This window comes from Aquitalea sp. LB_tupeE, from assembly GCF_013391415.1.
Classification (GTDB): domain Bacteria; phylum Pseudomonadota; class Gammaproteobacteria; order Burkholderiales; family Chromobacteriaceae; genus Aquitalea.
Genome location: NZ_JACAXB010000030.1, coordinates 88,369 through 102,015, shown reverse-complemented (window position 1 = coordinate 102,015; position 13,647 = coordinate 88,369). Strand labels below are relative to the sequence as shown.

General features: G+C 64.2%; 12 protein-coding genes. 11 read left to right on the top strand and 1 reads right to left on the bottom strand.

Features of this window, described 5'->3' with window-relative positions; translation table 11 throughout:
* The first annotated feature begins 4 nt into the window (after positions 1-4).
* The 11 genes from HWX34_RS15460 to bluB all read left to right on the top strand — a co-directional run bounded on the left by HWX34_RS15460 (position 5) and on the right by bluB (position 12,112).
* Entirely contained in the window at positions 5-745 is a 741-nt protein-coding gene (locus HWX34_RS15460) for a cobalt-precorrin-7 (C(5))-methyltransferase (protein ID WP_255497160.1), read from the top strand.
* The gene (locus HWX34_RS15455) at positions 742-2,319 is read left to right on the top strand and encodes a precorrin-8X methylmutase (protein ID WP_178973072.1); all 1,578 of its coding nucleotides are present in this window, start codon (positions 742-744) and stop codon (positions 2,317-2,319) included. The genes HWX34_RS15460 and HWX34_RS15455 overlap by 4 nt, the downstream gene beginning before the upstream one ends.
* Positions 2,316-3,470 carry a cobalt-precorrin-5B (C(1))-methyltransferase CbiD gene (gene cbiD, locus HWX34_RS15450; RefSeq protein ID WP_178973071.1) on the top strand — a complete coding sequence of 385 codons (1,155 nt, stop codon included), beginning with the start codon at positions 2,316-2,318 and terminating at the stop codon, positions 3,468-3,470. Before HWX34_RS15455 ends, cbiD begins: the two co-directional genes overlap by 4 nt.
* Positions 3,463-4,194 (top strand): precorrin-2 C(20)-methyltransferase, encoded by a 732-nt coding sequence (cobI, locus tag HWX34_RS15445; protein ID WP_178973070.1) that lies wholly within the window; start codon positions 3,463-3,465, stop codon positions 4,192-4,194. Before cbiD ends, cobI begins: the two co-directional genes overlap by 8 nt.
* Positions 4,191-5,030 carry a precorrin-4 C(11)-methyltransferase gene (gene cobM, locus HWX34_RS15440; protein WP_178973069.1) on the top strand — a complete coding sequence of 280 codons (840 nt, stop codon included), beginning with the start codon at positions 4,191-4,193 and terminating at the stop codon, positions 5,028-5,030. Before cobI ends, cobM begins: the two co-directional genes overlap by 4 nt.
* Positions 5,027-5,791: a cobalamin biosynthesis protein gene (locus HWX34_RS15435; RefSeq protein ID WP_178973068.1), complete on the top strand. Its 765-nt coding sequence runs from the start codon at positions 5,027-5,029 to the stop codon at positions 5,789-5,791. The genes cobM and HWX34_RS15435 overlap by 4 nt, the downstream gene beginning before the upstream one ends.
* Positions 5,792-6,899: 1,108 nt before the next feature.
* Entirely contained in the window at positions 6,900-8,438 is a 1,539-nt protein-coding gene (cobJ, locus tag HWX34_RS15430) for a precorrin-3B C(17)-methyltransferase (RefSeq protein ID WP_178973067.1), read from the top strand.
* Positions 8,435-9,535 (top strand): GTP-binding protein, encoded by a 1,101-nt coding sequence (locus HWX34_RS15425; RefSeq protein ID WP_178973066.1) that lies wholly within the window; start codon positions 8,435-8,437, stop codon positions 9,533-9,535. The genes cobJ and HWX34_RS15425 overlap by 4 nt, the downstream gene beginning before the upstream one ends.
* 30 nt (positions 9,536-9,565) lie before the next feature.
* Positions 9,566-10,168, top strand: coding sequence for a cob(I)yrinic acid a,c-diamide adenosyltransferase (gene cobO / locus HWX34_RS15420; protein WP_178973065.1), 603 nt, complete (start codon positions 9,566-9,568; stop codon positions 10,166-10,168).
* 1 nt (position 10,169) lies between these two features.
* Entirely contained in the window at positions 10,170-11,462 is a 1,293-nt protein-coding gene (locus HWX34_RS15415; RefSeq protein WP_178973064.1) for a cobyrinate a,c-diamide synthase, read from the top strand.
* Positions 11,459-12,112, top strand: coding sequence for a 5,6-dimethylbenzimidazole synthase (gene bluB / locus HWX34_RS15410; protein ID WP_178973063.1), 654 nt, complete (start codon positions 11,459-11,461; stop codon positions 12,110-12,112). Before HWX34_RS15415 ends, bluB begins: the two co-directional genes overlap by 4 nt.
* A gap of 221 nt (positions 12,113-12,333) precedes the next feature.
* On the opposite strand, the gene HWX34_RS15405 is transcribed toward bluB, so the two are convergent.
* Entirely contained in the window at positions 12,334-13,509 is a 1,176-nt protein-coding gene (locus HWX34_RS15405; protein WP_178973062.1) for a diguanylate cyclase, read from the bottom strand.
* Between the last annotated feature and the right edge of the window lie 138 nt (positions 13,510-13,647).

The window sequence follows — 13,647 nt, the reverse complement described above, 5'->3', positions numbered from 1 at the left end:
CGCGCTGCATAAAGGAATAGACATGATTATCTGCATCGGTGCCGGTCCCGGCGATATCGGCTACCTGCCACGCCGCTCGGCCGACCTCATTGCCAATGCCGACGTGGTGGCCGGTTTCAACGCCGTCATCGACGTGGTGCGCCCGCTGATACCGGACAGCGCGCAAGTCATCCAGATGGGCTATCGCGACCAGGTGGCCCAGCTGGACGAAGTGGCCAAGCTGCACCACGCTGGCAAGAACTGCGTGGTGGTATTCATGGGCGACATCCACTTCAGCGGCTTCCAGTATCTGGAACGGGTGGAGCGCGCCTGCGGCCACCCGGTGGAAACCATGCCCGGCCTGTCCTCAGCCCAGGTGCTGGCCTCGCGCGCCAAAGTGTGTTTTGACGAAACCACCTTCATCACCTTCCACCGCCGTGGCGACCTCACCCCGTTCAAACGCCATCTGGTGCATGTGCTGCAAGACCAGCGCAATGCCATCGTGATTCCCTGCCCCTGGGACGAAGCCCGCTCCTTCATGCCCTGGCATATCGCCGCCTATCTGCTGGAAAACGGCATTCCGGCCGATCAGCAAGTGGAAGTATGGGAAAACCTCACCCGTGGCGAAGCCGAATGGCACGGCACGCTGGCCGAGTGCGCCGAACACCGCTGCTCGGACATGAGCATCATGCTGATCCGCACCAAGACGCCGATGGCCAGCCAGATCGAACCCAGCCATCTGCCCACGCCGGAGCAGGCGCAATGAGCACGCAGGACTACAGCATCGTACTGGCCGGGCATGGCAGCCGCGACCCGGCCGGCATCACCGAATTCATGGCGCTGGTTGATCTCATGCGCCAGCGTGCACCGCAGCGCCGCATCTACCACGGCTTTCTGGAATTCGCCACGCCCACCATCGACCAGGCGGTGGCCGAAGCCATTGCCGATGGTGCCAACACGGTGGTGATGACCCCCGGCGTGCTGCTGGCCGCCACCCACGCCAAAAACGACATGCCCAGCGAACTGCTGGCGCTGCAACAGGAACACCCGGACACCACCTTCCACTTTGGCGCGGCGATGGACTTGCACCCGCGCCTGCTGGAACTGTGCCGCCTGCGCATCATCGAGGCCGAAGCCCGTTCGCCGCGTACCGTGGCGCGCACTGATACCTGTCTGGTGGTGGTGGGCCGTGGCACCACCGACCCGGACGCCAATTCGGAAATCGCAAAACTCACCCGCATGCTGGAAGAAGGCATGGGCTTTGGCGCGTCCTTTGTCTGCTATTCCGGCACCGCGCGCCCGCTGGTGGCCGATGGCCTGAAAGCGGCCAGCCTGTTGGGCTTTGCGCGCATCGTGGTACTGCCTTACTTCCTGTTTGATGGCGTGCTGGTCAAGCGCATTTACGGTGCGGTGGACGATCTGGCCGCGCGCTGCCCGGACATCGAAGTGCTGTCCGCGCCGTATCTGGGCGTGCACGAACATGTGGCCGAGGTGTTTCTGGAACGCGCACAGGAAGGCGTGGAAGGCCGCGCCAGCATGAACTGCTCACTATGCAAATACCGGGTGCAGATCATCGGTTTCGAACAGCAAGTGGGCACGCCGCAACAAGGCCATCACGGCAAGGTGCGCGGCCTGCTGGCCAAGGACAGCAGCAGTGCACCAGCTGCGGCACCCGCCTGGCCGCCTTATGTGCCACACCCCATCGAGGCGGAAAGCATGCGCATCATCCGCGAGGGGCGTGACTGGTCGGCCTTCCCGGTGGAACAGCACACCGCCTTGCACCGGCTGGTACACACCACCGGCGACTTCAGCAGCGTCGACGAACTGGTGTTCTCGCCCGGCGCGGCCGACATTGGCATGCGCGCGCTGCTGCGCTGCCGTCGCATTGTCACCGACGTCACCATGGTGGAAACCGGCCTCAAGCGCGCAGTGCTGCAACAGCTGGAAGTGGAAACCTGGTGCGGCGTGCACGACCCGGAAACCTATCTGCTGGCCGAAGCCCACGGCCTCACCCGCTCGGCTGCCGGTATCCGCCGCGCCTGGGAGAAGTTTGGCAATGACGTGATCGTGGCCATTGGTGACGCCCCCACTGCCATCATGGAACTGGTGCGGCTGGTGCGCGAACACGGCTGGCGGCCACAACTGGTCGTCGGCCTGCCGGTGGGCTTTGTCGGCACCCGCGAATGCAAGGACGCCTTGCGCGGCCTGCTGCAAGTGCCGCGCATCACCAATAGTGGCACCCGTGGCGGCTCGCCGTGGGCGGCCACCGTCGTCAATGCACTGATGATTGACGCCATCGGCCACGTTTACCAGCAGCAACAGGCGGCGCAAAACGCATGACCCACGAACGGCGCGTTCCCTACGACCTGACGGTGCCGGCCCCCAACGGCCTGCGCCGGGGTCGTACCACCGGCAGCTGTGCCACCGCCGCGGTGAAAGCCGCGCTGGCCTGCCTGCTGGACGGGACGCGCGCCAGCGAAGTGGACATCAGCCTGCCCGACCCGGACTACTACCTCACCGTACCGATACAGGCAGTAGACCTGCTGGAAGCAGACACGGCCCGCGCCGAAGTGCTGAAAGACGGCGGCGACGACCCGGACAACACCCACGGTGCCACCATCTTTGCCCAGGTGCGGCGCAATGGCAGCGGCCAGCTGCGCTTTATCGCCGCCGAAGGCGTGGGCACCGTCACCCTGCCCGGCCTGCGTATTCCACCGGGCGAACCGGCCATCAACCCGGTCCCCCGCCAGATGATGCGATGGGCGGTGGCCGAGGTACTGGCTGGCCGTGCCGACCCCGGTTTTGACCTGGCCATCGGCTGCGTGGAAGGCGGGCGCATTGCCAAGCGCACCTTCAACCCCATGCTGGGCATTGTCGGCGGCATTTCCATTCTGGGCACCAGCGGCATTGTCGAGCCGATGTCACTGGCCGCGTGGATGGCCTCCATCGAGGTGTATATCCGCGTGGCACTGGGTGATTTGCCTGCTGCCATCGCCTTCACCCCCGGCAAGATAGGCCGTGGCTACGCCGCCGACGTACTGGGCCTGCCGAAAAAACAGGTGGTGCAGATTGCCAACTTTGTCGGCAGCTCGCTGGAACAGGCCGAGGCCATTTTGCAGGAACAAGGCCGCGTGCTGGACACGCTGTGGGTGCTGGGCCATCCCGGCAAGCTGGCCAAGCTGCTGGACCCCACGGTATGGGACACCCACTCCGGCAAAAGCGCCATGGCCATGGGCGATGTGGCGCAACTGGCAGCGGAACTGGGCCTGAGCGCGGCGCTGGTACAGGCCATCCGCCAGGCCAATACGGTGGAAAACATCGTGCAGATATTGCAAGGCCATCCGCAGGCACACGCCTTCTGGATGGCGATAGAACAGCGGGTATCCACCCGCATGCACAGCCGACTGCCCAGCGCCCGCCGCGTGGCAGTACGGCTGTTCAGCATGGACGGCACGCCGCTGGGCGAGGCCGCCGGAGACACACATGAGTGAACTGGGACATTTCATTGGCGTGGGCGTAGGCCCGGGCCAGGCCGGGCTGATACCGGTGGCTGCGCTGCAAGCCCTGCAGCAGGCCGACATCATCTACCTGCCGCGCGCACGTGGCAGCGAGCAATCGGTGGCACAGCAATGTCTGGACGGCCTGCCCATTGATGCCGGCAAATTCCGTGACGTGGAATTCATCATGGACCCGGACCGCAGCCTGCTGGCCGACCACTACGCCGCGCTGGCCGCCAGCGTGGCCGCCGAGCTGGAGCAAGGCCGCAACGTCGCCTATCTCACCATCGGCGACAGCATGACCTACTCCACCTACGGCTACCTGCTGGCCGCGCTGCGCGAACGCCTGCCCGGCCTGCTGCACACCACCTTTCCCGGCGTCACCAGCTTTGCCGCCACCGCCTCGGCGCTGTCCTGGCCGCTGGGCGAAGGCAAGGAACGCATGCTGATTCTGCCCTGCCCGGACGACATGGCCGCGCTGGAAGCGGACATCGCCAGCCACGACATCGTGGTGCTGATGAAAATCGGCCAGCGCCTGCCGGACGTGCTGGCCCTGCTGGCGCGGCTGGGCATTGCCCAGCATTGCGCCTTTGCCCGCCGCATCGGCCTGACCGATGAAATTCTGTGTCCGGATGTCAGCCAGCTGGACGCCTCGGCCAGCGGTTATCTGGCCACCATGCTGATCCGCCGCCAGGCGAGAGAGAAACGTCATTCATGAAAGTCTATTTCATTGGTGCCGGCCCCGGTGCTGCCGACCTGATCACCCTGCGCGGCGCACGCCTGTTGGGTAGTTGCGGCATGGTGCTGTACGCCGGTTCGCTGGTGCCCACCGACATGCTGCAACATTGCAACGCGGGGGCGGAGATTCTGGACACCGCAGAACTGTCGCTGGACCAGCAGGAAGACTGCTACCGCCGCGCCCAGGCCGCCAATATCGACGTGGCGCGCCTGCACTCCGGCGACCCGGCCATCTATGGTGCCACCGCCGAACAAATGCGTCGGCTGGAAGCGCTGGGCATCGCCTACGAAATCGTCCCCGGCGTGTCCTCCTTCACCGCCGCAGCGGCAGCACTGGGCAGCGAGCTGACCCGCCCGGCCGTCTCGCAATCCATCATCCTCACCCGCGTCTCCGGCCGTGCCAGCGCGGTGCCGGAGCTGGAATCCATCGCCCGCTTTGCCGAACACCAGGCCACCATGTGCATCTTCCTGTCCGGCCAGCGGCTGAAATACACCGTGGCCGACCTGCTGCTGCACTATCCGCCGGACACCCCGGTGGCACTGGTGCGCCGCGCCAGCTGGCCGGACCAGTCCATCCACCGCAGCACATTGGGCACGCTGCTATCCGAGGTCAAACAGAAAGACTGGCTGCTCACCACCCTGCTGCTGGTGGGCGCTGCGCTGTCACGTGAAGGCGGGGTGGAATCCAGCCTGTACGCGGCTGGCTTCACCCATATCTTCCGCGATGGCAGCGACCGCAAAACCCCGCGCCCCAGCAAGCGCAAGCCGGAACTGCCAGCACAATCGGAACAGGACCCGGAGCAGCAAGCCTCGTGAGCCACACCGCCATCTGGACCGTGCGCGAATCTGCCCTGCCGCTGGCGCGGCAACTGGCCAGCGCGCTGGATGCCACTGTCTACCAACCCTGGCAGCAGCCGGATGACAACGCGCGCCAGCAGTTTGCCGCCGTTTTCCACCAGCACCGCCAATGGGTATTGCTGATGGCCAGCGGCATTGCCGTGCGCTATTTGGATGGCCTGCCGCAAAGCAAGCTCTCCGACCCGGCCGTGGTGGTGCTGGACGAAGCCGCGCGCTTTGCCATTCCGCTACTGTCCGGCCACGAAGGCGGTGCCAACACACTGGCCTACCAGATTGCCCGCCTGACCGGCGCCATCCCGGCCATCACCACGGCAACCGAAGCACTCAAGCCGCTGACGCTGGGCATAGGCTGCCGTCGTGGCAAAAGCGCCGACGCCATCGAACAGGCGGTGTTGCAAGCGCTGGCCGGACGCAGCCTCAGCGAAGTGCGCGAGGTCGCCACCATCGACCTGAAGGCCGATGAACTGGGCCTGCTGGAATTCTGCGCCCGCCACGACCTGCCCTTGCGGGTGATTGCCCGCGCCGACGTCGCCGCCCGCGGCTGGACCGGCCAGCCCTCCGCCTGGGTGCAGCAGAATGTGGGCGTGGACGGGGTGTGCGAGCCCTGCGCGCTGATTGCCAGCCCGCGCGGGCGCTTGCTGGTGCCAAAGATGGCGTGCGAGGGGGTGACGGTGGCGGTAGTGGAGGATGAGTTTGCTGATTTTGGAGTCGTTGAATAAGGGGGGTTATATCCGCTTACGCGGATGATGGTTTTGATGCCGCTTCCGCGCGGCGGACGGGAAAGAGGGCTTGCCTGGCCAAGCCCTCCTTCACCGCCAAGGCCACCCCACAAGCATGGCCTGCGGCTGCCCGACAGGGCCCGACCGGGGCGAGGCGCGCCTGAACTCGCGATTTGCTAACGTCAAATCGCTCAGACAGGGCAGGCGCTTAACACCTCGCCCCGGCCACCCGTCGGCATGCTTGACGGGGACCAAGGGGGCGCGTCGGTTCGGTGGAAGTTGTGAGGAAAAGTAGAAAATCCAGTTTTATCTAACAAAGCTGTGGGTTCAAATCCCACAGACGTTTTAAGGATGGCCAGAACAAACCCGACGAGGCCTAACTCCCGTCAGCGCAAGCCGACGCAGACGTGCCGCCCAGGGTGTTAAGCGGTCGGCTGTCCGAAGCGGCGCGACGCTAGCGCGACGCAAGTTCCGGCCGCGCCCTGGGCGGTGCGGCTGGGGCGGGGTTTCGCGGCGCTGCGGGTCGCCTTTTCTTTGGGTACTTTCTTTTGGCGAAGCAAAAGAAAGTACCTCGACGGCGGGGCGAGACCCGCGAAGTTGATTTTGGTTTTAGTTTTGAATGTCCCGGCGATAAACCCGGAGTGGGAATCCGCTCACGCGGATGATGGTTTTCATGCCGCTTCCGCGCGGCGGACGGGAAAGAGGGCTTGTCTGGCCAAGCCCTCCTTCACCGCCAAGGCCACCCCGCAAGCATGGCCTGCGGCTGCCCGCCAGGGCCCGACCGGTGCGAGGCGCGCCTGAACTCGCGATTTGCTAACGTCAAATCGCTCAGACATTGCAGGCGCTTAACACCTCGCCCCGGCCACCCGTCGGCATGCTTGACGGGGCCAAGAGGGCGGGTCGGTTCGGTGCTTGTTTGGTAAGAACACTGGTCGAAGCTGCCATGGTCTTGGCTAGGCGAGGCCTACGAAGTTAAACGCAGCAGCACAGGACCACAGTCCAGCGCCGCTACGTAAAAATGCAGGATTTACATCAGCAATGCGCACCACGCATTGCCCAGACAAACTTTTGACAGGCCCCGCCTGTACGCAGCAGAAAGCATCAAACAATGACCGGAAAACTCTATCTTGTCTCCGTCGGCCCCGGCAGCCGCGAACTGATCCCGCCCATGGTGGAACAAGCCCTGGCCGCCAGCGACGTCATCGTCGCCTACGACCTCTACCTCACCTGGATCCAGCCGTGGATTGCCGGCAAGGACATCCGCACCCTGCCGCTCACCCAAGAACGCGACCGCGCCCAACTGGCACTGGCCGAAGCCCGCGCCGGCAAGACGGTGGCGCTGATTTCCAGCGGCGACATCGGCATTTACGCCATGGCCACGCTGGCTTACGAGGACATGCGCGAGGACGATAGCTTCGATGTACAGCTGATTCCCGGCATCACCTCGGCCAATGCCTGCGCCTCGCTGCTGGGCGCGCCGCTGTCGCACGACTTTGCCACCCTCAGCCTGTCCGACCTGCTATGCCCGTGGGAGTGGATTGAAAGCCGCGCCCGCCATATTGCCGAGGCTGATCTGGCCGTGGTGTTTTACAACGTGCAAAGCAAGCAGCGCCAGGAAGGCGTGTACCGCATTCTCGACATCATGCTGGAACACAAGCGGCCGGAAACCCTGTGCGGCATCGTCCACAATGCCTACCGCGAAGGCCAGACCGTGGAAATCGTCACCCTGGCCGAGCTGCGCACCCGCCAGTTCAACATGCTCACCTCGCTGGTAATCGGCAACCGCTTCACCCGCCGCAAGCGTAACTGGATGTTCACCCCGCGCGGCTATTTCAACTGGCAGAACACCGCCGACACCATTACTGCCGACAGCCTGCCCGGCGCTGCCGCCTGGGTGTTTGCCGGCACCAGCGACGGCAATGCGCTGGCACGTCAACTGGCAGCAGGCGGCCAGCCGGTGATTGTCAGCACAGCCAGCGACTACGGTGCCGAAATCGTTGCCGCTGACAGCCCCGGCCTCACAAGCATCAGCGGACGGCTGGGTGTGGAGCGTCGCCGCGAGCTGCTGCAACAAAGCCAGGCACGCTGCATCGTGGATGCCACTCACCCCTATGCCACCGAAATGTCGCAACAGCTGATGGCGCTGGCGCAAGAGCTGGCCCTGCCCTATCTGCGTTATGAGCGCCCCAGCGCGCCAGACCTGCACCCGGCCATCCATTGCAGCAGCATGGCCGAGGCGGCAAAGATGGCGATGCAGCACGGCCAGCGCATTTTCCTGGCAACGGGCAGCAAGGAGCTGGCCAGCTTTGTGCAGGCCGAGGGCGCGGCTGACAAGCAATGGTTCGTGCGGCTGGCACCGGACCCGCAACACCTGCAACGCGCCATCGACCTGGGCATTCCGCGTGCGCGACTGTGCGCGATGCAAGGCCCGTTCTCGCAAGCCGCCAATGAAACCCTGTGGCGCGACTGGCAGATCGACTGCGTCATCAGCAAGCAATCGGGTGATGCCGGTGGCTATGGTGCAAAAGCCGCTGCCGCAGCAGCGCTGGGCATTCCCTTCATCGTGGTGGACCGTCCGCAGCTGGACTACCCGGCCAGCTTTACCGACTTCACCAGCCTGCAAGCCGCACTGGAGCAACAGGCATGAGCAGCCCGCGCATTCCCGTTACCGTGCTCACCGGTTTTCTGGGCGCGGGCAAAACAACCCTGCTGTCCAATCTGATCCGCGACAGCAAACAACGGCGGCTGGCCATTCTGGTCAACGAGTTTGGCGAGGTGTCCATTGACGGCACCATCCTGCGTACAGACGACAAGGCCGGGGTGGAGATTCACGATCTGGCCAATGGCCTGGTGGCCTACGACGACGACGAGCATTTCCTGCCCACCATGCTGGCCTTGTGGCAGCGCCGCCAGCAAATCGACCATGTGCTGATCGAAACCTCCGGGCTGGCCCTGCCCAGCGCGGTGATGGAGCAGCTGCAAGGGCCGGAACTAGCCGAGCGCTTTGTGCTGGACGCTACGCTGGCGGTAGTGGACACCCCGCTACTGCTGGCGGGCGATTTTGACAGCGGCTACGGCCAGCAGGACGACGCGGTGGCCAGCCTGTTCCGCCAACAGCTGGAAAACGCCGACATCGTGGTGCTGAACAAGATAGACCAGCTTGACGACGACGCCATGCTGCAAGCGGAAAGCACGGTGCGCCAGTTGGCCCCGTCCATCCGCTTTATCGAGCTGGCCTATCAGGCAAGACTGGACACCCGGCTGACGCTGGGCCTGCATCTGCATGAAGTCAGTGGCAGCGGCCACCGCCATTACGGCCCGGTCTCCAGCCTGCCGCTGAATTTGCGCCCGCTGGCCAACCAGGCCCTGCTGGACGGCCACAGCCACGGCGGTCTGGCCGCGCACAGCCATGGTCTGGCCACCCACAAGCATTTTCACGAGCAGGACCCGGGCTGGCAGTCGTTTTTGATTCGCAGCAAGGATGCACAGGACCCGGCCCGGCTGCTGAATGCCATCGAAACCATTGCCCGCGAAGAAGCGCTGCTGCGCATCAAGGGCCATGCCGCGCCCACTGACGGGTGTGGTCGCCTGACCTTGCAGGCTGTACGCCAGCGTGTGCAACTGCAACAGGAGCCGGACAGCGCTACGCCACGGCAGGCGCAGTTGGTATTCATCGGCTACCACCCCAGCCGACCGCGCATTGTGGAGCAACTGCGGGCACTGACCGGCACTCACTGGCAGTAAGCGCCAGCCTGATCAGACAAGGACAAGACCATGAAAACCGACGCCGCCGCCCACCAGCGCATGGTGGAAAAGCGTAAGGCCGGCTTTGAAAAGAAAAAGGCTGCCGCCACCAAGGAAAAAGGCTTGCTCATCGTGCATACCGGCACCGGCAAGGGCAAAAGCAGTGCCGCCTTCGGCATGGGCCTGCGCATTGTCGGCCACGGCATGCAGCTGGGCGTGGTGCAGTTCATCAAGGGCGCGCTGCACACCGCCGAGCGCGACCTGTTCAGCCGCTTTGACAACTGCCGCTTCCTCACCATGGGCGAGGGCTATACCTGGAACACCCAGAACCGCGAGGCCGACATCGCCACCGCACGCCAGGGCTGGGAGGCCGCGCTGGAAATGCTGAACAGCGGCGACTACGACATGCTGATTCTGGACGAGCTGAACATCGTACTGAAATACGACTATCTGCCGCTGGACGAGGTACTGGCGGCGCTGGCCGCCCGCCCGGCCAATCTGCATGTGGTGATTACTGGCCGCCATGCGCCAGAGGCGCTGCTTGACGCGGCCGATCTGGTGACCGAAATGAAGCTGGTGAAGCACCCCTTCCGCGAACAGGGCATCAAGGCACAAGCCGGTGTGGAGTTCTGACATGGCCAGTCGCCACTGCCCGGCGCTATTCATCAGCGCCCCGGCTTCGCATCAGGGCAAGACCACCCTCACCGCCGGGCTGGCGCGCTACCACCGCCAGCAGGGCCGACAGGTGCGCGTGTTCAAGACCGGGCCGGATTTCCTCGACCCCTATGTGCTGGAACAGGCCAGCGGTCACACCGTGTATGCGCTGGATTTATGGATGAATGGCGAGGACGACTGCCGCCAGCGCCTGTACCAGGCCGCCGCCGAAGCCGACCTGATCCTGATCGAAGGCAGCATGGGCCTGTTCGATGGCACGCCCAGCAGCGCCGACCTGGCCCAATTGTTTGGCGTGCCGGTGGCCGCCATTATCGACGCCAGCGGCATGGCGCAAACCTTTGCCGCCGTCGCGCATGGCCTGGCCACCTTCCGCCCCGGCCTGCCGTTTTACGGTGTACTGGCCAATCAGGTGGCATCCAGCCGTCATGCGGAAATGCTCAGCGCCGCCCTGCCCGCCAGCCTCAATTATCTGGGTGCGGTGATGCGCCAGCCGGACATGGGTCTGCCGGAACGCCATCTGGGCCTGGTACAAGCACAGGAAGTGGACGATCTGGAAACGCGGCTGGAGCGCGCTGCCGCACAGCTGGCCACCACCCGTCTGGCCGATCTGCCACCCGCAGTTGCCTTCCAGCCTGCCACGGCACCCAGCCTGCCACGGCTGCTGGACGGCGTGCGCATTGCCATCGCCCGCGATACCGCCTTCAGCTTTATCTACCCGGCCAATATCCAGACGCTAGAGGCATTGGGAGCCGAGCTGCATGACTTCTCGCCACTGGCCGACGACGCCCTGCCCGACTGCGACGCGGTATGGCTGCCGGGCGGCTATCCGGAACTGCATCTGGCTACTCTGGCCGCCGCTCAGCGCAGCCGCGCCAGCCTGCACGCCCATGTGGCCGCTGGCAAACCGCTGTATGCCGAGTGTGGCGGGATGCTGTATTTACTGGACAGCCTGGCCGACAAGCATGGTCAAAGCAGACAGATGCTGGGCCTGCTGCCCGGCCACGCCCGGCTGAATACCCGGCTAAGCGCACTGGGCCTGCAACAACTGGTGCTGGATGGCGAAGTGCTGCGTGGCCATACCTTTCATTATTCCAGCCTGGATACGCCCATCTCCCCGCTCACCCATGCCAGCCGCGCCACAGGAAGCGGGCAAGGCGAGTCGGTGTACCGCCACGGCAGCCTGCTGGCCAGTTATCTGCACCTGTATTTCCCGTCCAACCCCGAAGCCTGCGCCAGACTGTTCCTGCCATGAATGCCTATCCCCAAACCGACATCGACGCTGTCTACCGTACCATCCGCGAACGGCGCGACATGCGCCACTTCAAGCCCGACCCTGTCGACCCGGCCCTGCTGCAACGCCTGCTACAAGCTGCGCATCTGGCACCCAGCGTGGGCTATATGCAGCCCTGGCGCTTTATCCGCATTAGCGATAGCGCTTTGCGCCAGCAACTGCATGCCGAGGTAGAAGTGGAAAGGGTGGCCACCGCCAAGGCACTGGGCCAGCGTGAAGAAGAATTCATGAAGCTGAAGGTGGAGGGCATTCTCGACTGCGGCGAGGTGCTGGTGGCGGCACTGATGGACGGGCGCGAACGCCATGTATTCGGCCGCCGTACCCTGCCGGAAATGGATATATGCTCCATCGCCTGCGCCATCCAGAACATGTGGCTGGCCGCCCGCGCCGAAGGCATCGGCCTGGGCTGGGTGTCGCTGTTCGACCCGCAGCGGCTGGGCAGCCTGCTGGGCCTGCCTGCCGAGGCAAAAGCCGTGGCCATCCTGTGCATCGGCCATGTCGAGGCCTTTTACGACAAGCCCATGTTGGAACAGGAAAACTGGGCACAGCGGCAAAACCTGGCTGCGCTGGTATTTGAGAATGGCTGGGGCACCGGTCAGCCTGCAAACTGACTCCATCTAGGGGCAACTGCACCAGGCTGGCTGCTGCCAATATGGCGGACGCTTGCTCACCTTCTGGCAAGAGGACCGCGATGTGGTCGACATCTGCCAGCCAGTGGCCAAGGTGGCGACATGAGGCACCCCATCGTCTTGCAGCGCATCCGGCGCCTGCTGGTGGCCAATCGGGGCGGGCCGCATTGCAGCAACTGCGCCACGCGCGGCAGGCCTGAGCATCAGACAGGCTGTGCTGCCTGCACCACCTGGTTGCGCCCTGCCTTTTTGGCCGCATACAAAGCCTGGTCGGCGTGGCGGTACAGTTCGGAGAACGACATCCCCGGCTGCCATGCTGCCAGCCCCATGCTGACGCTGTACGGAATACTGCCACCCAGCGAAACCGCCGGAACTTGCGCCGCACGCAAACGCAGGCTCTCGGCCATGGCCAGGGCTTGTGTCGCTGACGTTTGTGGCAGCAGCAGGGCAAACTCCTCGCCCCCCATGCGTCCGGTCACATCTCCCGGTCGCATGACCTGGCACAACAGGGCGCTGAATGTCAGCAACACCTGGTCGCCGGCCTGATGGCCATGCCGGTCGTTGATCTGCTTGAAATGATCCAGGTCCATCAACACCAGGCACAGTGGCAAGGCATCGCCTTCGGCCTGCTGCAACAGCGCCATGCTGCGGCTTTCGAAACACTGCCGGGTATTCAGCCCGGTCATGCCATCGTGTTCGGCACGCCAGGTGGCATCGCGCAACAGGTATTCCTGCACCATGGCCACCGCCAGCATGGACAAACCGGGCACCAGCGCGGCGGTCAGGCTCATGGAAAACACATTGGGCATGGTGGTGGCAAACAGGTCGCTGATATTGCCGAAGCCACCGCCGTAATATGCTGCTCGCCCCAGATGCAGCAATGACGTCACCGCACTGCAGGCCGCGCCCAGCCAGTACACCGTGGCACGATGGCTGGCAATACGGTGGCGGAACAACAGCCAGGCCGTGGCGGCAAACACGATGCTGATGCCACCGGAGGCAATCACCACCCTCACCCGCATGCTGTCCAGTAGCAGGGTAAAGCCCAGCAAACCGGCGACACCGGCCAGCACCAGCACGGCCAGTGGCCGGGCATGACTGGGCCGGCCCAGAAAGCGGGCACAACCGATATAGAACATGCTGGCCGCCACCAGGCCCAGGCCATTGCTCAGCACCACACTGAAAATCAGCGGCAGCACCATGCGCAGGCCCAGCGCAGGCAGATATCCCAGCATGGCGGCATTGGCCAGCAGCCAGCTGCGGGTACCGGCGACACCGGCTTTTTTCAATGACCACAGTTGCACGGTATTGCAGGCGCACAGTAATTCGGTGACCACAAAGACGGGTAACAGGATGGGGATGCTCTGAGTTACCGCCATTGAAATTCCAAACAGATAAAAAGTCTGCCAATGCTATGCCTTACCGCACATCATGCACAAGCGTATTTAAATTACAGCACACATTTTCAAGCAATATGCGTACCTGGTAAGCGGGGCGGACAAAAAAATGCCGGTAGC